Origin of the sequence: Bifidobacterium asteroides (assembly GCF_003202695.1) — a bacterium.
In the GTDB taxonomy this organism is placed as follows: domain Bacteria; phylum Actinomycetota; class Actinomycetes; order Actinomycetales; family Bifidobacteriaceae; genus Bombiscardovia; species Bombiscardovia asteroides_G.
This window is the reverse complement of sequence record NZ_QGLL01000009.1, coordinates 109,991-132,041: the sequence shown is the minus strand read 5'-3', so window position 1 is coordinate 132,041 and position 22,051 is coordinate 109,991. Positions and strand designations below refer to the sequence as shown.

Sequence of the window (22,051 nt, the reverse complement as noted above, 5' to 3'; positions counted from 1 at the left end):
CCGCATGTCAGGCCGGATTGAGTACCATGGGCCCCTATGAGCGCATTTGTGGATCAGGTCACCGTCCATGTCAAGGGTGGCGACGGCGGCAATGGGGCTTCCTCTGTCCGCCGCGAGAAGTACAAGCCCCTGGCTGGGCCCGACGGGGGCGACGGAGGCCAGGGCGGCTCGGTCATTCTTCAAGCAGACGCCAACGCGACCAGTCTGCTGGACTACCGTTTTCTGCCGCACCGCCAGGCTGAATCGGGCACCATGGGTCTGGGCGGTGATAAGGACGGCAGCCGTGGCCAGGATCTGATCCTGCCAGTGCCGGTGGGCACTGTAGTCTTCACTGCCAAGGGAGGCCAAGGCGAGCGCAAGCAGCCGGGCGAACGCTTGGCTGACCTGGCTCATGCGGGGGACCGGTTCGTGGCGGCCCAAGGCGGCGTGGGTGGACTGGGCAACCGCTCCCTGGCCACCAAGGCCAGGCGGGCTCCCGGCTTTGCACTGCTGGGGGACCCCGGTCAGGAGCGTGACCTGGTGCTGGAGCTCAAATCCATAGCCGACGTGGCCCTGGTGGGTTTCCCCAGTGCAGGCAAGTCCAGTCTGGTGGCGGCCATGAGCGCGGCCAAGCCCAAGATTGCCGACTACCCATTCACTACTCTGGTGCCCAACCTGGGCGTGGTCCAGGCAGGGGAGAGCCGCTTCACCATGGCCGATGTGCCAGGGCTAATCCCGGGCGCCTCCCAGGGCAAAGGCCTTGGGTTGGAGTTTCTGAGGCACATCGAGCGCACCGAGATCATCGCCCATGTCATTGATTGCGCCACCCTGGAGCCTGATCGAGACCCGATGAGCGACTATCGGGCCTTGGAGGAGGAGCTTGCCCGCTATGCCGACCGCCTGGAGCTTCCGCTGGGAGTCATCCCCATGGCCGAGCGGCCCAGGGTGATCATCCTCAATAAGGCCGATCTGCCGGAGGCCCGCGAACTGGCTGAATTTGTCCGGCCTGACTTCGAGGCCCTGGGGCTTAAGGTCTTCGTGGTCTCCACAGCCTCGCATCAGGGACTCAAGGAACTGGGCTACTACCTGGGCGGTCTGGTGGATCGCCTGCGTAGGCAGCTGCAGAAGCAGCAGGAGGCCAGGCAGGAGGAACGCGTGGTCATCCGCCCCCTGGAGCGGCGGCGCAGAAATGCAGACCAGACCGGCGACTTCACTCTTGAGCGGCATCAGACACGGTCCGGTCAGACCTGGTTCAGAGTCTGCGGAGCCAAGCCCGAGCGTTGGGTTCGCCAGACCAACTTCGACAACGAAGAGGCCGTAGGCTACCTGGCCGACTGCCTGGCCCGAATGGGCGTAGAGGATGCTCTGCGAAAGGCCGGAGCCAGGCCTGGAGATGAAGTCCGCATCGGCCCTGGCGACGATGCGGTGGCCTTCGACTGGGATCCGAGCGTGGCGGCCGGTGCCGAAATGCTGGACGGCACCCCCCAGGTGGCGCGGGGTCGTGATCTGCGTCTGGAGGAGAGCCAGGGGCTCAACCGCCGCCGCACCAACAGCGAGCGTCGCCGCCAGTACCACCAGATGATGGATGCCCGGCAGGCGGTGCGTCAGGTCATGGAGCAGGAGCGGCGCCAGGGGCACTGGGCCGACCCTTCCGTGGACGACGATCCCCATGACAGGCAGGGCCTGCTAAGGCGCGGGGATACGGATGCTGCCAGTTCGGAGGAGGCTGGGCAATGAGCGGACGGGAGGGATCCGACGAGGCTGAGGTCCGCTCTCGGGTGGCCCAGGCCCGGACCATGGTGGTCAAAGTAGGTTCCAGCTCCCTGACTGATCCCCATGGACGCTTGGACCTTGGCCGTCTGCGTTCGTTGGTGGGGGCCCTGGCCTCGGCCGCCGTAGACGGCGCACGCCTGGTCCTGGTCACCTCCGGGGCCATCGCAGCCGGCTTCGGCACCCTGGGGTTCGACCAACGTCCTGATGACGTGGCTACCCAGCAGGCTACGGCCTCAGTGGGCCAGGGTCTGCTTATGGCCCAGTACGAGACTGCCTTCGCCCGTTATGGCCTGCGGGTTGGTCAGATCCTGATCACCGCCCGTGACACCGCCCACGCCATCCAGTACCGTAACGCCCGGCGCACCCTCTGCCGTCTGCTGGATCTGGGGGTCATCCCCATCGTCAATGAGAACGATGCCCTGGCCAGCAACGAGATCCGCTTCGGCGACAACGACCACCTTTCGGCCCTGATTGCCAATATTGTCAGCGCCGATGCCTTGGTCCTGCTGACTGATGTGGATGCGCTCTACACTGAACCCCCATCCAGGCCAGGGGCCCGCAGGATTGATTTCGTGCCCGATGTGGCGGCCATCATGGACCAGGTGGATGCCCAAGGGTCCGTCTCCGGTCTGGGGACGGGGGGCATGTCCACCAAGCTGGAGGCGGCGCGGATTGCTGCGGCCTCCGGCATGCCTGTGGTCCTGACACGCGCCGACCTTGCGGGTCCTGCCCTGGCCGGCGACAGGGCGGGCACTCTATTCGCGCCAATCCGTCCGAGGGGATCCTCACACCGGCTCTGGATCAAGTTCGCCTCCCGTCCCCGGGGTGGCTATCTGGTGGATCAGGGGGCTGTCAAAGCTTTGCGTGGCGGTCGTGCCAGTCTGCTGGCGGCCGGTGCCAGATCGGTCCAAGGTGAGTTCTCGGCCGGGGACCCGGTCTGGATCCACGATGAGTCTGGTCAAGAGGTGGCCAAGGGCCTGTCAGGCTACGATTCCGAGGAGGCTCAAGACATGCTGGGCCTGAACACCCAGGAGCTCCGCCGCCGACTGGGCGCTCACTATGCCCACCCACTGGTGCATCGGGACTCTCTGGTCCTGGTCTGAGCGCAGCACTGGGGGTGCCGAGCGGTAGCATGACAGCATGACTATGGCGCAATGGCAGACCCTGAGCAGACGCATTGATGCGGTGGCCCCCAGTGCCACTCTAGCTGTGGATTCAAAGGCCAAGGCCATGAAGGCCCAGGGCATGAATGTGATCAGCTTCGGTGCGGGCGAACCCAACTTTCCTACGCCTGACCACATCGTGCAGGCAGCGGCCCGTGCCTGCCTGGATCCACGCAACCATCGCTATACGCCCACGGCGGGTCTGCCCCAACTGAAGCAGGCCATCGCCGACAAGACCCTGCGTGATTCGGGCTATCAGATCGACCCGGATCAGGTGGTGGTCACCAACGGCGGCAAGCAGGCCGTCTACGAGGCCTTCCAAATTCTGCTGAACCCAGGCGATGAGGTCATCATTCCGGCACCGTACTGGACCAGCTATCCCCAGATGGCTCTGTTGGCTGGCGGTCGGCCGGTCCCGGTTCTCAGCGGAGCCGACCAGGGTTATATTCCCAGTCTGGAGCAGCTGGAGGCAGCCCGAACCGAGCACACCCGTGCCATTATCCTCAACCTGCCTGCCAATCCCACCGGGGCGATCTGGGATGCCGACTTGGTGGCTGCCGTGGACCGCTGGGCCATGGACCGCCAGATCTGGGTGATCAGCGACGAAATCTATGAGCACTTGACCTACCAGGGGGCGCGTACGCCCTATCCAGGCGCTCTGGTGCCCCAGGTACGCGATCAGCTGATCGTGGTCAACGGTGTGGCTAAGACCTATGCCATGACCGGCTGGCGGGTGGGCTGGCTGGCTGCCCCCCTGCCGGTGGCCCAGGCGGCCGCCAAGCTTCAGGGGCATATGACCTCTAACGTGGCCAACGTTTCCCAGCAGGCAGCGCTGGCTGCACTGACCGGTGGCCTGGAGGACGTGGATGCCATGCGGTCGGCTTTCGCCCTGCGCCGACGGGCCATCGTGGATGCCTTGAACGCCATGGAGGGTGTGACATGCCCTGAACCCCTGGGTGCCTTCTACGCCTTTGCCGACGTGTCCGGTCTGCTGGATCGGCCAGTGGGTCCGCAAGGCACGGTCTGCGCTACATCGAGTGAGCTGGCCGAGGTCATCCTGGAGCAGATCCAGGTGGCGGCCGTGCCGGGTGAGGCCTTCGGCGCGCCCGGCTGTCTGCGCTTTTCCTACGCGCTTGCCGACGACGACCTGGCCGAGGGCATGCAACGCCTTGGGGACTGGGTCAGAGCCTGATCCGGCTCCTGGCCGAAATGCTGCCGAGGCAACACGGTTGGACGCAATCCACCCTTTAGGCTAAACTTGCGATTTGGCGGTTTTTCCTCCCTGTCGAGTAGGCTGGTGGGAAGTTCCGATAGGGAAGTGGCGCAATTGGTAGCGCAACGGTCTCCAAAACCGTAGGTTGTGGGTTCGAGTCCCGCCTTCCCTGCCAGGGCTTGCAGCAGATGATGCAGAACAAACGAAGGACGGATGACCATGGCACAGAAGGATGGGGCTGAGGAAGCCAGGCCGAACTTCTTCATGCGTATCGGACTCTTCATCAAGCAGGTTATTGATGAGATTCGCAAGGTCGTGACCCCCACGGGCAAGGAGCTGGTGGGCTGGTCCGTGGCAGTCTTCATCTTTGTGCTGCTGCTCATGGTCCTTGTGACCGTGATGGACTTTGGACTGGGCAAACTGGCCTTCCTGATATTTGGCTGAGCTGTGACAAGGTAGAAGGTGGAGTGATCCATGAGTGATGATCTGACCAGAGAGGGACTGGACCCCGATCAGGCCGCTGAATCGGTCCCGTCGGCGTCCGTCGATGCCCCCACGCAGGAGGATGCCCAGGTCCAGGATCAGTCGCTCGCGTCCTCTCCGGAGCAGGCCGGGCTGGGCAAGGACGATTCCTCCGATTCTGGCAACTCCTCTGATGACGGGGAGAGCACTGACCAGGTCGACCAGGAGGATCCTGGTCAGCGTGCCGTGGATGAGTTCTCCAAGAAGCTGCGTACCCTTGAGGGCAAGTGGTATGTTCTGCACACCTACTCCGGCTATGAGAAGCGCGTCAAGGCCAACGTGGAGTCCCGCGTGGCATCCTTTGGCTTGGAGGACAAGGTCTTCCAGGTGGAGATCCCCATGGAGGAGGTCGAGAAGCACACCGACAAGGGCAAGAAGATCGTCACCCGAGTGCGGGTTCCCGGTTACGTGCTGATTCGCATGTGGCCGGACGAGAACGCCCGCCGCATCGTCCGCGATACCGAGGGCGTCACCGGATTCGTGGGTCCCAACAAGGAGCCGGCTCCGCTGAGCCGCAAGGAGGTCGTCCAGATGATGGCCCCCATGATTGCCTCCGAGGCCCTGAAGGCCGCTGGGGACAAGCCTGAGGCCGCCAAGAAGCGCACTGTGGAGGTCTCCTACGCCGTTGGCGATCAGGTCACTGTCACCGAAGGGCCTTTCGCCACCATGGCCGCCGTGGTCTCCGATGTGGAGCCCACCACGCAGAAATTGACCGTCCTGGTCTCCATCTTCGGCAGGGACACGCCTGTGGAGCTGGGATTCGATCAGGTCGAAAAGATCGTCTGAAAGTCCTCGGCCGTCCTCGGTCGCTGCGATAATCGTCAAGCTTGTGCTTCCCTGTGGAGCGCATTTGGAAAGAACAGGTTGCGGGAGGGGACCTACGGTCTCCGACATCACCGCTTCGTAGAAAGAAGAACCAGCATATGGCTGCAAAGAAGAAAGTCACCGCGCTGATCAAGGTGCAGATAGAGGCCGGCAAGGCCAACCCCGCACCCCCGCTGGGTCCCGCACTGGGCTCCCATGGCGTGAACATCATGGACTTCTGCAAGCAGTACAACGATGCCACCAAGGACAAGATGGGACAGGTCATCCCCTGCATCATCACCGTCTACGAGGATCGTTCCTTCACCTTCATCACCAAGACTCCGCCGGCAGCCGACCTGCTGCGCAAGGCGGCCGGCGTCTCCAAGGGTGCAGGCAACCCGCTGACCACCAAGGTGGGATCCGTCACCAAGGCCCAGGTCCGCGAGATCGCCCAGACTAAGATGGAGGATCTGTCGGCCCGTGACGTCGAGGCCGGGATGAAGATCATCGAAGGCACCGCCCGTTCCATGGGCATCACCGTCACCGACTGAAATTTTCGTTGTGAGCGGTAGGGCATACGCTTGCCCGCACCGCAACTGCTGATAGGAGAAGCAGATGACCAAGCGTTCCAAGAAGTATCGCGAGGCGGCCGAGAAGGTCGATCGCACCAACCTGTACACCCCCGAGGAGGGCATCGCCCTGCTCAAGAGCATGCCCAAGCGCGGGTTTGACGAGACCGTGGAGGCTGTCTACCGCCTGAACGTGGATCCCCGCAAGGCTGATCAGCTGGTCCGTGGCACCGTAAGCCTGCCCAACGGCACCGGCAAGACCGTGCGCGTCCTGGTCTTCGCTCGTGGCCCCCAGGCGACTGCAGCCGCCGAGGCCGGAGCTGACGAGGTGGGCGACGACGAGCTGGTGACCAAGGTTGCCGGCGGCTACCTGGACTTCGATGCCGTGGTGGCCACACCCGACATGATGGGCAAGGTCGGCCGTCTGGGCCGTGTGCTGGGTCCCCGTGGCCTCATGCCTAATCCCAAGACCGGTACCGTGACCATGGACGTGGCCAAGGCGGTCACTGAGATCAAGGCTGGACGTGTCGAGTTCCGTGTCGACAAGAACGGCAACCTGAGCTTCCCCGTGGGCAAGGTCTCCTTCGAGCAGCAGGCACTGGAGGAGAACTTCCACGCAGTTGACGAGGAGATCAAGCGCCTGAAGCCGGCCACGGTCAAGGGCCGTTACATCACCAAGGCCACCGTCACCACCACCATGGGTCCGGGCGTTCCCCTGGACATCGCGGTGCTCTGAGTCGGTTCGTCGTATACTTCCAGGGCGGGAGACCTTCGGGTTCCCGCCCTTTTTATATTTTGATCGCTCTTTTTGAACCGGCGCCAGTCAGTCTGCGCACGGATGCGATCTGCGGATTCTGCCAATGATCAGGGCTGCCTGAAGAACGAAGGATTCTCGCGGATCCATGGCATCCCAGCCGGTTACCTCTACGCAGCGCTTGAGCCGGTAGCGCACGGTGTTGGGATGGATGCCCAGCTTCTTGGCGGTGGCCTCCAGCGAGCTGCCCGAGCGCAGAAAGGTAAGCAGAGTGGTCGGCAGAGGGCCGTCCGGGTCCTGTCCGGCCAGGCTTAGATAGACCTCCTGGTAGAGCTGATCGCAGGCCTCCTTATCTCCGTTCAAGGCTCGTTCTGGCAGCAGATCGTCGGCGTGCAGGGGCCTGGGCAGGGCGGCTGTGATGGGATCAGCTATTGCCGGGGCTGCAGCCTGGGTGCTCAGGGCGGCTCGGATGGAGGTCCCAGCACCGAAGGTCCCATGGCGGAGAGGCCCCAGACAGACAGCGGACCGGTCGGCGAAGAAACGCAGGATGGATGCGCAGAAGTCAACTGGAGTGCCCGACCGGTCGGGGTCGATCAGGACGACCATGAGCCCCTCGTTTTCCCCTACCAGGGCTCTGCCGCCTAGATGGGCAACAGTGGTATGGATCGGCTGGCGGGCGTTCTCCATTCCCTGCCCGTCATCGTTGCCTCGGGCTTCGCCAACGACGGCGAAGCTGTCGAATTCGGTCGGCCAGCCTAGCCTGGCCAGATCGTCAACAGTCCGTGTGTCTGCCGTTTTCTCAATCAAATGCCGAATGATTCTCGACTCCGCTGCGGCCTTGCGTCCGTTCCTTGCCTCGGCCAGGTCGGCGTAGAGACTGGCTGCCGCAGTGGCTGCATGGCGGGTGTAGATCAGCGTGGACCGTTCCCCTTCGCCCCCTAAAGTCCGGCCAGCCTCCTCAAGCATGTCCAGAATGACTTCGGTCAGCTCCATGGCTCGGTGCGGGCCCAGGCTCCGGGAGAGCTTTGCTGGTAGAGGGGAGGGGACTTTGCTGTCCTGCCTGCCTTGGGCGTCAAGTCGGGACAGCAGGTCGTCCAGAGCTGTTCGAATGGCCCCCTCCAAGGTTCTGCGTCCATCGAGGGGCAAGGACCTGGCCCATGGCAGCGCCTCCTCCAGATGATCCAGCGTCTTCCGGAGAATCTGCTCCATGGTTGTTTTGGATGCGGCAGATACCTGGTGGGCTTGCTGTGTCTTGGCGGGGCGGTTGGCCCGCGATCCGGGGCTCCTCGACTGGCCGATCATGTCAGACGGTCCATCATGTCACCAGTTCGGGCACGGCGGCTCTGCCGGACCATATCCAGGATCAGGAAGGGCACTGCCATGTCCACCGGAAGCATGTGCCGTTCGAAGTTGTTGGCTGGGGCGGTGATCATGACCCCCATGATCAGCAGAAGGGGGAACCAGCACAGGGCTCCGCGCCAGTGGCCGGCTGCCAGTCGGGCGACGATCAGCAGCAGAGCGGCCACCACCCAGAAGTTGGCCCTTGCCACCAGGCCCAGCAGGGGTGTATCGGCCCAGGCTCTGACGAATCCGGTCACCCCGTTACGCCAGTCGTGGCACCAGGCCGCCAGCCAGGAGCCGGAATTCTGCACGTAACCATTGTTGAGGTAGTAGGACATAGCCACGTAGGCAGGGTCGCCGGGGTCGAAGTAGCCGTAGGACTCGGCCATGAAGGCATCCAGGTAGATCACCGGGTTGTGCAGTCCCACCCGGAGCCAGGCCCGATTCAGCCGGGACATCTGCTCGGGCGTCACGGTCCTCCAGCGGTAGACGATCAGTTTGGGCTGGTTGCCCGAGGACTTGACCCGGTCGGCCTCCCAGGGGGTGTACTGGATGGCGGCATTGTCCAGGTCCATGATGGGCTCAAGGTCGGCCCTCGCCTGGGCAGGAATCCCATGGGGGTTGAGCTGGGCCACTCGGGCGATCTGCTGCAGCTGGATGCTGCGGCTTTCCACGGGATCGCCCTGGATGACCGTCCCTGTGGCCGTCAGGGCCCCGGTCGCCCCTGTGAACAGGACCAGGGGCAGCAGGAGTCCGCCCAGGATGGTGACCCACTGACGACGGTGGATGATCAGAGCCAGGACCAGCTGGGCCAGGACGATGTAGAGGGCGTACTTGGCGCTGATCAGCATGATCAGGGTGCTCAGCGCAAGGGCAGGTCGCAGTCGGGTCGCTTGGCTGGCGGAAGGCGACGAGTTCCTATTCTCCGCTTCCAGCTGGTGCCAGATGCCGAACCACCAGATGAAGGCGAAGGCGAAAAGGGGGGACTTGGTCAGGCTGAAGGTGCTGAAAACCACGAAGGGGCAGAGCAGGAAGAAAAGCATGACCAGGGTGCGGGCCAGGGCGCCGACCTGTTCGGTTCCCCTGCCGCGCAGGAAGCGGTCAGCGGTGACGGCGCAGCAGAAGGCCGCAAAGACCACCTGCAGCCCTGCCAGGAGCACGATGCCCGCGTCATAGGATCCGGTCAGGTGGTTGGAGGCCATGATGGTCATCCCATAGGCTAGGGTCAGCACTATGTTGTGCTGATCCGTCAGGAAGGCTGGGTGCCCCGGCCACAGGTAGTGGCCGATGGGGTAGACGTCCATCTGGGTGAAGGCATTGCCGCCGTAAGGGGGCTGATCGCCCTGCAGCTGGGCCAGGAAATTGGCGCATTCCTGGGCCTGTGCGTACAGGTCGGCCCCGTAGGCGGCCAGCAGGGTAAGAAAGGCCCAGGCCCAGCCCAGCAGGAGCAGACGCATGATGGGCCGCCAGCCGCTGGTTTGCCGGTTGATGAAGGCCGCGTAGGCACGCATCCGTGGGCGCTGTGCCAGGGCGGTCAGCCGCTGCGGCATTCGCAGTGGTGCGCCGCCTAGCAGAATCCGGCGGCAGGCCAGGACCAGAGCCATGCAGACGGCCAGGGTTCCCAGCATGATCAGCATTTGGGCCAGGCCTATCTGCGTCAGAGAACCCTGCAGACGGTAGATGGGTCCCAGCCCGGTGCACCAGGCGATCCAGAGGCAGGCCAGCAGGGCCAGAGCCAGGCCGACGGTCCGGGATGCACCAGGCCGAGGCCTCTTGGTCTTCAGGACCGAGGTCGACACAGGTCGCTCGACCTCCTCTCTTGGCTGCACCCTACGACCGTCTGCGCTCAAAAGAACCCCTTTCGCAGATTGTGTTTATTGCATGATTTTCCTATTTTATCCAGTGTCCATCCGAGGATGCGTTATGAGCTGTTCAGGAGCATCCTGTGAAAAGATACAAAAATCGGCCGCCGCTTTTGTGGATGGTTCGCTACCAGGGCTGACCCCTTGTGCCGTATAGTGGAACGCGTGCCTCATCAGAATATCAAGTGGCAACCATCGGCATCGCTGGACAGTGGCGTGGTCTCCTCGATCGTGGTGTTCGACACCGTCGATTCGACCAATACGCTCGTGGCTCATGCTCTGGAAGCCTCGTCCTATTCGGATGCGCGCGACCGGGTCGAGCGACTATTCGGGGGCAGTGAATCGACAACGAGCACGGGGGCTGTGAAAGTACTGGTCTCTGGCACTAAGGGGAAAGCCGAAGGTACGCCTCGAAAAAATGCCCGTCAGGGTGTTTCTACGACTAGAAACTACGAGGGAAGAGTCGCAAGTAAAGGTCTTCGGCGATGGCCGGGCGCCGGGGGGCGCACCATGCCGCTCAGCGTAGCGGTTGCTGATGCGCAGTCCCGGTGCCGCGGTCGTCTTGGCCGAACCTGGGTCAACCAGCCTCGATGCTCCTTGCTGGCTACTTGGGCCCTGCCGCTGCCCACCAGCTTGCTTACCGGGCCGCTTAGCGGGTGGATGCCCATGGTGGCTGGACTGGCTGCTCTGGAAGGCCTCCAGGACGTGCTTGCGTACCATGGCTGCCAGCTGTCCGACGGCGGCGAGCCTGAACGGATTCTGACTCTCAAGTGGCCTAACGACCTGTTCTGCCGCGGGTCCAAGCTGGGGGGCATCCTGTGCGAACTGGTCCGGGTGGATCAGGACTGGTCGGCTCTGGCCGTCGGCATCGGGATCAACCTTTTTCTGCCTCGACAGGCGCTGCCTATTGCGGATTCCACTTCTCTGCAGCTCCATTACCTCAGCCTGCCCGACTACCAGACTCTGCGCGACGATCTGGTCGACGCCATCAGCTGGCACCTGAGCGGGCAAATGGCCCCCCTTGGCCTTGATGGTTCGCTGGAAAGAGCCTTGAACGGGCCCAAGGGCCTGCGCTCGAGGATCACCGCGCTCAGCTGGACGCTCGGTCGGCGGGTCAGGGTCGTTCCCGTGTCCGGAGCTCCCGTGGAGGGTCGTGCCCTGGAGATCAACCCCGATGCTTCCCTGCGGGTGCGGCTGTCGGATGGGGGCCAAGTTGATGTGTCCACGGCCGACGTGGGCATCCTGCCCGAAGTGGCCGCTGTGAGGGCCTGATTCCTGCCATGTTCATACTTTTCTGTCAGTCCAATCGCCCTTGATCAACCAGTGAGGAGAGGGGAATGAAAAAACTGCTGATTGCCAACCGCGGCGAGATAGCATTGCGGGTTGTGCGCACCGCCCAGGAGATGGGCATCGCCACCGTGGCCGTCTATGCCGATCAGGATCGGGACGCCCCCTATGCCCAGATGGCGGACGAGGCCTACCTGCTGCCTGGGGATACCAATATGGAGACCTATCTGAACGAGGATCTGATCGTCTCCATCGCCCGCAGGTCAGGCGCTGACGCCCTTCACCCGGGCTACGGCTTCCTGTCCGAGTTCTCCTCCTTCGCGCGAAAGGTGCTCGAGGCGGGCATCACCTGGGTGGGTCCGGATCCGGATGTTCTGGATGAGCTCGGCGACAAGATCACCGCCTGCAAGGTGGCCGAGCGAGCACGGGTGCCGGTGGTGCCCGGACTGAGCGAGCCCGTCACCGACATGCGCCCCCTGCTGGACTTCGCCGACGAGCACGGCTATCCGGTCATGATGAAGAAGGCTGACGGCGGCGGCGGCCGTGGGATCACCCTGATCAACGACAGCGACGAGCTGCGCACCTTCTATATGAACCATGATGCCCTTCAGGGCGGCGACCTGGGCGACTACTTCATCGAGAAGTTCGTGGACCGGGCCCGGCACGTGGAGACCCAGTCCGGCAGGGACAGCCACGGCCAGTTCACCGTCTACTCCACAAGAGACTGTTCGGTCCAGCGCCGCAACCAGAAGCTGGTGGAGGAGGCCCCGGCCCCCTTCCTGTCCGACGATGTGATCGCCCAGCTGGAGGGATTCTCCCGCCGCCTGTTCGATACGGTGGGCTACGTGGGGCTGGGCACCTGCGAGTTCCTGGTCACCCCCAGGGACGATGTCTACTTCATGGAGGTCAACCCCCGGCTGCAGGTGGAGCATACGGTCAGCGAGCAGGTCTGCGGACTGGACCTGGTCCGCGAACAGCTGCGGATCGCTGACGGCGGCTCCCTGAACGTGGCGCCTTCGCCCCGAGGCCACAGCTTCGAGCTGCGCATCACCAGCGAGGACCCGGCCACCAACCTGACTCCCAGCTCAGGGACCATCGAGTCGATTCAGTGGCCCTCCGGCCCCGGCATTCGCGTGGACTCGGGCGTCGAAGTGGGCGACACGGTCTCGCCCAGGGACGATTCCATGATGGGCAAGCTGATCGTGACTGCTCAGGACCGCCCGGCAGCTGTGGCCAGGGTTCGCCGGGCCCTGCGCGAGATGAGCATCGGCGGGGTCCCTACCCCGGCCGGACTCTTCCAGAAGATCTTCACCAACCCCGAGTTCACTGCCGAGGACGGGCACTCCTTCGAAGTGTCCACCAAGTGGCTTGAACGGGTCTATCTGAACGTGGAGCCTGCCTCCAACGGCAGCGGCCAGCCCGCCTCGGTCTCCGGCGCATCCGTCCAGGAACAGGAGCGGGACAGCGATCCCATGGAGACCTATAACGTGGAGATCGACGACAAGCGGGTCAGGCTGGCCCTGCCCCAGTCGCTGCTGGGAGGCATGGGCGGCATCAGCGGTCACGGCGGTATTTCCCGGCCCCGGCAGCCCCTGCGCGGGCGCGGGCTGCGGGATCAGGAGCCTGGCGCACCCCGGCAGGATGCGGCCCGGTCCGGGGTCATCGTGGCCACCATGCAGGCGGTGGTCACCCGCATCAACGTCGCCCCCGATCAGGACGTTGACAAGGGCGACCTGCTGGTGGTTCTGGAGTCCATGAAGATGGAGAACTACGTCTATGCCCCGGCCAAGGGCCGTGTGAAGACCATTGATGTGGCCGTGGCACAAGGGGTGGATCCGGGCCAGACCCTGGTCACCCTGGATCTGGGCGAGGAGGAGCAGGCATGAGCGTTACCGAATCCACCTTGGGCTCCCAGCCGGTGCGCCAGGGCATCCATCGGGCCGCCGCCTTGGCCAAGCAGGCCGAGGAGCACGCCCGCGACCGTCAGCATGCCAAGGGCAAGCAGACCGCCCGGGAGCGCCTGGATCTGCTCTTCGACAAGGACACCTTCGAGGAGGTGGGCCGATTCGCTGGCGGTGACATCGCCGGGGACCGGGCGGGATCTGCGGTCATCACCGGCTTCGGCCTGGTCTACGGACGCAAGGTCGGCGTCTATGCCCAGGACTTCTCCGTTAGGGGCGGCACCCTGGGCCAGGCCGAAGGCGAGAAGATCTGTCGTCTCATGGACATGGCTCTGCGGATCAAGGTTCCCATCGTAGCCATGATCGACTCGGGCGGCGCCCGCATCCAGGAGGGCGTGGCCGCCCTGACCCAGTATGGCCGAATCTTCCGCAAGACCTGCCAGGCCAGCGGATTCGTCCCGCAGATCTCTCTGATCCTGGGGCCCTGCGCAGGCGGTGCCGTCTACTGCCCGGCCCTGACCGACCTGATCATCATGACCAAGGAGAACTCGGACATGTTCGTCACTGGCCCCGACGTGGTCAAGGCGGCCACGGGCGAGACCATCAGCATGGACCAGCTGGGCGGCGGCTACGTGCACAACACTCGTTCCGGCGTGGCCCACTACCTGGGCGAGGACGAGGCCGACGCCATCGACTACGCCAGGACCGTGCTGGCCTATCTGCCCGCCAACAGCGGCCTGGAGCCTCCCCGATACGCCTTCATCTCCGGCCATGCCGAGCGTCAGGCCGCCAAGCGCCTGGCCACGGTCATCCCCGAGAGCGACCGGCAGCCCTACGACGTGCTGGACGTCATCCATGCCATAGTCGACTATGGCGAGCTGGTCCAGGTCCAGGAGCTCTACGCCCGGTCTATCGTGGTCGGATTCGCCTGCCTGGAGGGCCGGCCAGTGGGAATCGTTGCCAACCAGCCCATGGTGGACGCGGGCAGCCTGGATGTGGAATCCTCCGAGAAGCTGGCTCGATTCGTTCGCCTCTGCGACGCCTTCAATCTGCCGGTCATCACCCTGGTGGACACCCCCGGCTACAAGCCCGGCTCGGATCAGGAGCACGCCGGCATCATCCGCCGGGGGGCCAAGGTCATCTACGCCTACGCCAACGCCCAGGTGCCCATGGTCACCATTGTTCTGCGCAAGGCCTTCGGCGGCTCCTACATCGTCATGGGCTCCAAGGCCATCGGCGCAGACCTCAACTACGCCTGGCCCTCCTCGCAGATCGCCGTGCTGGGAGCCCAAGGCGCGGTCAACATCATCCACCGACGCGACCTGCAGGAGGCCAAGGAGGCCGGCCGGGACGTGGACGAACTGCGCAATCGGCTGGCCCAGGAGTACGAAAACAGCACCGTCAACGCCAACCTCTCCCTGGAAATGGGCGAGCTGGACGGCATGATCGACCCGGAGCAGACCAGACCGGTCCTGATCCACGCCATGGACCTCTTGGCAGACAAGCAGCATGTCAGAGTCAACGACAAGCACCATGGCAATCAGCCTCTATGAGCTTCTCCTCGTCATTATCAGCAATCCCCAAACCTCTACGAATAGGACATCATGACCAGTACATTCTTCATCAACCGTCTCGCCGAGCAGCCGCACGCGCTCATGTTCGCCGGCCAGTCCAACCCCTGGACCGTGGCCCTGGCAGACCTGCAGGGTGATCCCGACATCGACAGGGCCCTGAGGGAGCGGATGGCGGCGGCCACCGACCTGCTCAGGGCGGTCAAGCCCGACCTGTTGGCCACTAACGGCCGTCAGCTGGATCTATTCGGCTACAAGCCTGACCCGGTCAGGCTGGGTCCGGCTGCCGACGCGGCTGTCAGCGTGCCCGGCATCGCCCTGGTGCAGCTGGGTGCCCTCATGGACATGGACCAGCTGGGCTACGACGCGGCCCAAGCCCGTCCGGTAGCCCTGCTGGGGCACTCCCAGGGCATCATCGGGGTTCACATGGTCCAAGAGATCCAGTCGGCCGGATCCATGAAGGCCGCCCAGGCCGCCATCGACCAGATTCTGGCTACCGCCATGCTGATTGGCACGGCTGGCACCCGTCAGGCCCGTCGATTGGGCATCCATCGCCAGGGTGAGGCCACACCCATGCTTTCGGTGCGTGGCGCCACCCGCCATCAGGTGGAGGTCCTGGTCGACCGGGTGCCTGGCGCTCGCGGCCCCATCAGCGTGGCCGTGACCAACTCGGACCGCAACCTGGTCCTGTCCGGCTATCCGGAGGATCTGGCTGCCTTCGCCATCGAGGCAGGCAAGGAGAGCGATCATCAGCGGCAACTGCGCGAGGACAAGGTCCGTGGCGGAACTGCCTTCTCGCCGGTTCTGGAGTATCTGGATGTGACCCTGCCCTTCCATTCCCCGCTCATGAAGGAGGCCGTGGATCTGAGTGTGGACTGGGCCTCCCGCTGTGGTCTGGACATCGAGCGCGCCCGGATTCTGGCCGAGGAGGTCCTGCTCAACCATGCCGACTGGGCCGGCCGAATCGCCGAGGTCATGGACCACCAGGATGCTGCCTCCCTCTGGCTGGTGGATCTGGGCCCGGGCGAGACCCTGGGCAAGCTGGTGGACAACCTGGTCCAGGGCACCGGCGTGGGTGTGGTCGAGGCCTCCAACCAGGCCCGGCGCGCGCAGCTGTCCACCATGGAGGAGGATCCGGGCCGGACACAGGACTGGTCCAAGCTGGCGCCCCGTCTGCTTGAGACTCCTGCTGGCCCCCGGGTGGAGACGGCCTTCAGCCGGTTGACCGGCAAGCCTCCGGTCATGCTGGCCGGCATGACCCCGACCACCGTGGAGCCCGAGATCGTGGCCGCAGCCGCCAACGCCGGCTACTGGGCCGAGCTGGCCGGCGGCGGCCAGGTGACCGCTGAGGTCTTCGACCGCCATGTGTCCCAGCTGGAGGACCAGCTGCAGGAGGGCCGCACGGTCGAGTTCAACGCCATGTTCATGGACCGCTACCTGTGGAACCTCCAGTTCGGCAGCCAGCATATCGTGCCCAAGAAGCGCGCCTCGGGCACTCCCATCGACGGTGTGGTCATCTCTGCCGGCATCCCCGAGCTGGATGAGGCTGTGACCCTGATCCGTCAGCTCAACGAAGAGGGCTTTCCCTACGTGGCCTTCAAACCTGGTACGGTGGACCAGATCCGCCAGGTCGTGGCCATCGCCCGCAAGGTCGCCCCCACCAACATTCTGATGGAGGTCGAGGGCGGCGCTGCTGGAGGCCACCACTCCTGGGAGTCCCTGGACGATCTGCTTTCGACCACCTACGCCGAGGTCCGCGCCTGCCCCAACATCGTCCTGGTGGCCGGTGGCGGCATCGGCACCCCTGCGCGGGCGGCCGACTATATCAGCGGCCAGTGGTCCCGTGCCTATCATCTGCCGGACATGCCCGTGGACGGCGTCATGATCGGCACGGCTGCCATGACCGCCAAGGAGGCCCACACCAATCCTGAGATCAAGCGGGCCCTGGTGGCCACTCCCGGCATCGACTCCTCCACTCCTGATCCGGATCCTTTCGCTCCCATGGGCGAGAAGTGGGTGTCCAGCGGCAAGTCTGTGGGAGGCGTGGGCTCCGGCCTGAGCCATCTGCACGCCGACATCTACGAGATGGAGAACTCCTCCGCCGAGTGCGGCCGTCTGCTGGTCCGGGTCATGAAGCACCCGGAGGAGCTGGAGACCCGTCGGGCAGAGATCATCGAGGCCCTGAACAGGACCGCCAAGCCCTACTTCGGCGATCTGGAGACCATGACCTACCAGGACTGGGCCGAGCGCTTCGCCGACCTGTCATACCCCTGGGCCGACGACACCTACATCGACCGCTTCCTGCACCTGCTGCGGCGCATCGAAGCCCGTGTCTGCAAGCGTCAGAGCGGCGAGTTCGACTCCATCTTCGCCTCCAGGCAGGATGTGGCTGAGCCCGAGCAGGCGCTTCGCCGACTGCACGAGGCCTATCCCCAGGCAGCCGAGCTCAAGGTGGTGCCTACCGATGTGGCCTGGTTCCCCGTTCTGGTGCGCGAGTACCCCAAGCCCATGCCCTTCGTGCCGGTCATCGACAATGATCTGCTGCGCTGGTGGGGTCAGGATCAGCTCTGGCAGTCAGAGGATCCTCGTTACGGTGCCGACTCGGTCAGGGCCATCCCTGGACCCATCTCCGTGGCTGGCATCACCACGGTGGACGAGCCGGTGGCCTCCATTCTGGGACGGTTCGAGCAGGCGGCCATAGACCGGGTACGCGATCTGTGCAGCGGTCCCGTCAAGGCCTACAGCCAACTGGCGGGCGCCTCTGATGCGCAGGAGTTCATCCGCCGCAGCCCCAACCTCTCCTGGGTAGGCCATCTGATGGCCAATCCGGCCTACGGGACAGCCCTGGACGACCCCAACTACACCATCACTGCCACCGGTTATGACGATCAGGGCGAGCACTACGATCTGGACATCCACCTGGACACCTACTGGGACGATGACCCTGATGGCGGCCTGGACCGGCATGCGGTGCGCGACATCGTCGTGCCGCTGACCCTCAAGAGCGACCAGGTCGGTCTCTTCCCGGTGGTCGACCGCAGCCGCCTGCCCAAGGATGTCTACGCCATGCTGGCCGATACAGCCGGCATCGGCAACACCTCCATCACCGGCGACAAGCTGGAGGCCATGCCTGTCATCGAAAAGGACGATGACGACCCTGACCATCCCTTCGGCCTGGCCCGCACCAGCTACACTCTGGCGGCCAACCTGGGCTTCGACCATGAGGCGGCCACCGGAGGCGCCCTGCCCGATGCGTTGATTCCTTCCGGCTTCGCCCCTGACGCCTTGGTGGGTCCGGCCTGGCCTGCCATCTACGCAGCCTTGGGATCCGTCTATGTGGATGGCTTCCCCATCATCGAGGGACTGCTCAACGCGGTCCATCTGGACCACCTGATCGAGCTGGAGGTCAGCGAGGAACGCTTGCTGAAGCATACCGGCCAGCGGATCGAACTAACCAGCTGGGCCGAACCTTATCAGGAGTCAGCCTCCGGCCGGGTGGTGACCATCCACGTGGTCCACTCCGCCCAGGACGGGACCGTGCTGGCTCGCGAAGTCGAGCGTTTCGCTATCCGTGGCCGCGCCTACAGCGATCAGCTGCCTCTGGAGGCCCCCGAGTACGGCGGCATCCGCGCCGACACGGTGGACACACCCCGCAGGCTGCTGCGTCGCGTCACCGTCACCGCCCCCAAGGACATGACCGCCTTCGCCCGCACCTCCGGGGACTTCAATCCCATCCACACCTCCAAGCGAGGAGCGGCGGTCTCCGGCTTGTCTGCACCGCTGGTGCATGGCATGTGGCTGTCTGCCACCGCGCAATATGCGGCTCAGGCCACTGACGAGCAGGGCGTCCACTACGAGATCGCCGGATGGACCTACAACATGTATGGCATGGTCCAGCTGGGCGACAAGGTGGAGATCAGCCTGGAGCGCGTGGGCAAGGTCCGCCACGGGGGGCTGGTCCTGGAGGTCACCTGCAGGATCGACGGCCAGCTGGTCTCCCGCGGCACGGCAATCGCCCGCGCCCCCAGGACCGCCTACGTTTATCCCGGTCAGGGGATTCAGCAGCAAGGCATGGTCCTGGACGAGCGGTCCAAGTCGCCGGCCGCCCGCGAGACCTGGGAACGGGCCGACGCCCTGACACGCAGCAAGCTGGGGTTCTCCATCCTGGCCGTGGTGCGTGACAACCCGCACACCCTGACCGCCAAAGGGGTCACCTACCATCATCCGGAGGGTCTGCTCAACCTGACCCAGTTCACTCAGGTGGCGCTGGCCACCGTAGCCTTCGCCCAGACCGCCCGCCTGCGCGAGTCCGGCATGGACATCTGGCCCGCCTACTTTGCCGGGCACTCCCTGGGCGAGTACAACGCCCTGAGCTCCTTTGCCGGGGTCATGTCCCTGGAGACGGTTCTGGAGCTGGTCTTCCATCGCGGGTCCACCATGCACTCCCTGATCGAACGTGATGAGCAGGGGCGCAGCAACTACCGGATGGGCGCTCTTCGCCCCAACCAGTTCGGCGTGGGCGATTCCGGCGTCAAGCAGTACGTGGAGTCCGTGTCCAAGGAGTGCGGCGAATTCCTGGAGATCGTCAACTATAACCTGGCTGGCCAGCAATACGCCGTGGCCGGGACCATCGCCGGTCTGGAGTATCTGCGAGCCGACGCCAACCGTCGGGCCAAGGAGGCGGGCGGCAAGCCGGCCTTCATGTACGTGCCCGGCATTGACGTGCCCTTCCACTCCACTCTGCTGCGCAAGGGGGTGCCCGAGTTCCGCGATACCTTGGATGCCCTGCTGCCCGCGCACATCGACTACTCCCGCCTAGAGGGCCGCTACATTCCCAACCTGGTTGCGCGGCCCTTCCAGATGAGCAAGGAGTTCGCCGCCTCCATCCTGGAGGTGGTTCCTTCCGAGCGCATCAAGCAGGCTCTGGACGATCCTCAGGTCTGGGACCAGTATGCGGCCGACGATCAGAAGCTGGGCCGTCTGCTGCTGACCGAGCTGCTCTCCTGGCAGTTCGCCTCTCCTGTGCGCTGGATCGAGACCCAGGCGATCATGTTCGACGCTCCCGAACAGGGCGGCCTGGGCGTGGAGCAGCTGATCGAGGTAGGGCTGGGCCATTCGCCCACTCTGGCCAATCTGGGCACCAAGACCCTGAAACTGCCTGACTTCCGCGAGCGTCACGTGAACGTTTACAACCTGGGCAGGGATGAGAGCCGGGTCTATCTGACCGACACCGATCCCATGGCCCCGGTGGAGGAGCCCGCAGCTCTGGTCCAGGACTCCAGCCGCGATTCAGCTCAGACTGCCGCGGCAGCCCCCGTACCAGATCCGGCTCCGGCTCCGGCTTCTGCCCCTGCAGCAGCCGACGACTCGGTTCCGGCTCCGGCTCCGGCGACCGGCGGTCCATCGGCTGCCGATGTAGCCGACCTGCCTTTCAAGGCCTCGGACGCCATCGCCGTCCTGCTGGCCTACGCCACCAAGATCCGTCCCGAGCAGATCGGGCAGACCGATACCACCGACACGCTGACCAATGGCGTCTCCTCCAGACGCAACCAGCTGCTGATGGACATCAGCTCCGAGCTTGGCGTGGCCAGCGTGGACGGCGCAGCCGAGGCCAGCATGACCGACCTGAGTGCCTTGGTGAACAAGGTGGCCCCGAACTATCGGCCCTTCGGCCCGGTGCTCTCCGACATCGTGCGTGAGCGCATCCGCGACCTCTTCGGCCCCTCCGGCCTCAAGCTGCAGCAGGTTGAGCAGCGGGTCTCCGACGTCTGGCAGCTGGGTTCTGGCTGGGTCTCGGCCACCGTTGCCAGTCTGGTCCTGGACACCCGCGAGGGCGCCTCCTCGCGTGGCGGCGACCTGGCGCTCCTGCCCACCGAGGCAGTCTCCACTGCGGCCGCTGCCAATGCTCTGATCGACCAGGCCGTTCAGCAGGTGGCCCAGCGACATGGCGTCACGGTCTCCATGCCCTCTGCAGGCGGTGCCGCTGGCGGTGCCGTGGTTGACTCCGCCGCCCTGGATGCCTTCGCAGCCAAGGTGACCGGTTCTGACGGCGTGCTGGCCTCCACTGCCCGTTTCCTGCTTGACAAGCTGGGGCTTGAACCGCCGGCCGTCCAGCCTGGCGAGAATGAGGACGCGGCCGTCGTGGCCGCTGTCGATGCCGAGCTGGGCAGCGATTGGCCCGATCAGGTGGCGCCACGGTTCGAGGCCTCACGCGCCGTCCTCTTCGACGATCGCTGGGCCAGCGCTCGCGAGGATCTGGCTCACATCTACCACGAGCACGATGATGATCGCAGCCGCCTGAGCTTCGTCGGAGCCGGACGCGAGGTGCGCGATCAGGCCTTCTGGTACGCCGAGCAGGCGCGCAAACGCGGTGAGCAGGATCTGGCCCGAGTCTTCAGCGGCATCGCCGACCAGGCCATGACTCCTGCCGACTTGGACCAGACCGCCACGCGATTTGCCAAGGACGTGGCCGTGGTCACCGGCGTGGCTCCCAAGTCCATCGCGGGATCTGTGACCGCCGGCCTGCTGGAGGGAGGAGCGACGGTCATCGCCGTCTGCCACTCCCTGAAGCCGAAGACCGTCATCTGGGCCCGCGACCTCTACCGCCGCCATGCCGTGGGCGGCGCCCGTCTCTGGATCGTGTCCGCCAACCTGTCCAGCTACCGGGATGTGGATGCCCTGGTCAACTGGGTCGGCAATGAGCAGCGCAAGACCACGGGAGCTACGACCACCGTGCTCAAACCAGCCTACGAGCCCACCCTCCTGCTGCCCTTCGCAGCCCCCGCCATGCACGGGACCATGGCCGACTCGGGTCGGCTCTTCGAGTCCCAGGCCCGGCTCATGCTCTGGAGCCTGGAACGCCAGATCGCCGGGTTTGCCGGCATCGGGGCAGACACTGACGTGGATCACCGTCTGCATGTGGTCCTGCCTGGATCGCCCAACCGCGGCATGTTCGGGGGCGATGGGGCATACGGGGAGGTCAAGGCCGCCCTGGATGCCATCGTCAACCGTTCCCGCCCCGAGCAGGACTGGTCCGGCCGGGTCACCTTCGCCCATCCGCTTATCGGCTGGGTCCGGGGCACCGGGCTCATGGGCGGCAACGATCCGCTGGTCCGGGTGGTGGAGCGCCACGGCATCCACACCTACTCCACTGAGCAGATGGCCGATTCCCTGCTGGAGCTGTGCACCGTTCAGGCTCGTCAGCAGGCTCTCCAGGCCCCGCTCCGGGCTGATCTGACCGGCGGCCTGGGCTCCAGCCCGCTGGACCTCAAGGCCCTGAAGGCCGAGGCCGCCCGGACTGACGATTCGTCGA

Annotated in this window: 12 protein-coding genes, 1 tRNA gene and 2 pseudogenes; 13 read left to right on the top strand and 2 right to left on the bottom strand. The window is 64.8% G+C overall.

Going from position 1 to position 22,051, the window contains the following annotated elements:
* Positions 1–36: 36 nt before the first annotated feature.
* The 8 genes from obgE (at position 37) to rplA (ending at position 6,759) form a co-directional block, all read left to right on the top strand.
* Positions 37–1,716 carry a GTPase ObgE gene (gene obgE / locus DKK75_RS06735; protein ID WP_110452663.1) on the top strand — a complete coding sequence of 560 codons (1,680 nt, stop codon included), beginning with the start codon at positions 37–39 and terminating at the stop codon, positions 1,714–1,716.
* Positions 1,713–2,855: a glutamate 5-kinase gene (gene proB / locus DKK75_RS06730; protein ID WP_110452662.1), complete on the top strand. Its 1,143-nt coding sequence runs from the start codon at positions 1,713–1,715 to the stop codon at positions 2,853–2,855. Before obgE ends, proB begins: the two co-directional genes overlap by 4 nt.
* A gap of 43 nt (positions 2,856–2,898) precedes the next feature.
* Entirely contained in the window at positions 2,899–4,107 is a 1,209-nt protein-coding gene (locus tag DKK75_RS06725) for a pyridoxal phosphate-dependent aminotransferase (protein ID WP_181414513.1), read from the top strand.
* A 120-nt stretch (positions 4,108–4,227) separates the two neighbouring features.
* A tRNA-Trp gene (locus DKK75_RS06720) sits at positions 4,228–4,303 on the top strand.
* A gap of 44 nt (positions 4,304–4,347) precedes the next feature.
* On the top strand, positions 4,348–4,572 hold the full coding sequence (gene secE, locus DKK75_RS06715; RefSeq protein WP_110452822.1) for a preprotein translocase subunit SecE: 225 nt from the start codon (positions 4,348–4,350) through the stop codon (positions 4,570–4,572).
* A 30-nt stretch (positions 4,573–4,602) separates the two neighbouring features.
* The gene (gene nusG, locus DKK75_RS06710; protein ID WP_110452660.1) at positions 4,603–5,436 is read left to right on the top strand and encodes a transcription termination/antitermination protein NusG; all 834 of its coding nucleotides are present in this window, start codon (positions 4,603–4,605) and stop codon (positions 5,434–5,436) included.
* Between the two features lie 137 nt (positions 5,437–5,573).
* A complete protein-coding gene (gene rplK / locus DKK75_RS06705; protein WP_015022451.1) occupies positions 5,574–6,005 on the top strand; it encodes a 50S ribosomal protein L11 in 432 nt (143 codons plus the stop codon).
* Between the two features lie 64 nt (positions 6,006–6,069).
* Positions 6,070–6,759, top strand: coding sequence for a 50S ribosomal protein L1 (gene rplA, locus DKK75_RS06700; RefSeq protein ID WP_110452659.1), 690 nt, complete (start codon positions 6,070–6,072; stop codon positions 6,757–6,759).
* Between the two features lie 87 nt (positions 6,760–6,846).
* Here rplA and DKK75_RS06695 read toward each other — a convergent pair whose 3' ends face one another.
* Both DKK75_RS06695 and DKK75_RS06690 read right to left on the bottom strand, forming a co-directional pair.
* The gene (locus tag DKK75_RS06695) at positions 6,847–8,079 is read right to left on the bottom strand and encodes a PucR family transcriptional regulator (protein WP_110452658.1); all 1,233 of its coding nucleotides are present in this window, start codon (positions 8,077–8,079) and stop codon (positions 6,847–6,849) included.
* Positions 8,076–9,968 carry a DUF6020 family protein gene (locus DKK75_RS06690; RefSeq protein WP_146208630.1) on the bottom strand — a complete coding sequence of 631 codons (1,893 nt, stop codon included), beginning with the start codon at positions 9,966–9,968 and terminating at the stop codon, positions 8,076–8,078. Before DKK75_RS06690 ends, DKK75_RS06695 begins: the two co-directional genes overlap by 4 nt.
* Positions 9,969–10,145: 177 nt before the next feature.
* On the opposite strand from DKK75_RS06690, the gene DKK75_RS06685 reads away from it, so the two are divergent.
* The 5 genes and pseudogenes from DKK75_RS06685 to DKK75_RS08435 form a co-directional block, all read left to right on the top strand.
* Positions 10,146–11,252, top strand: a complete 1,107-nt coding sequence (locus tag DKK75_RS06685; RefSeq protein ID WP_146208629.1) for a biotin--[acetyl-CoA-carboxylase] ligase — start codon at positions 10,146–10,148, stop codon at positions 11,250–11,252.
* A 65-nt stretch (positions 11,253–11,317) separates the two neighbouring features.
* Positions 11,318–13,153: an acetyl/propionyl/methylcrotonyl-CoA carboxylase subunit alpha gene (locus DKK75_RS06680; protein WP_110452655.1), complete on the top strand. Its 1,836-nt coding sequence runs from the start codon at positions 11,318–11,320 to the stop codon at positions 13,151–13,153.
* A complete protein-coding gene (locus tag DKK75_RS06675; protein WP_110452654.1) occupies positions 13,150–14,721 on the top strand; it encodes an acyl-CoA carboxylase subunit beta in 1,572 nt (523 codons plus the stop codon). The genes DKK75_RS06680 and DKK75_RS06675 overlap by 4 nt, the downstream gene beginning before the upstream one ends.
* Before the next feature lie 51 nt (positions 14,722–14,772).
* Positions 14,773–21,010: pseudogene (locus DKK75_RS06670) on the top strand (fatty acid synthase subunit beta domain-containing protein); the annotation flags it as partial.
* A 173-nt stretch (positions 21,011–21,183) separates the two neighbouring features.
* Positions 21,184–22,033, top strand: a pseudogene (locus DKK75_RS08435) (hypothetical protein); the annotation flags it as partial.
* Positions 22,034–22,051: the final 18 nt, after the last annotated feature.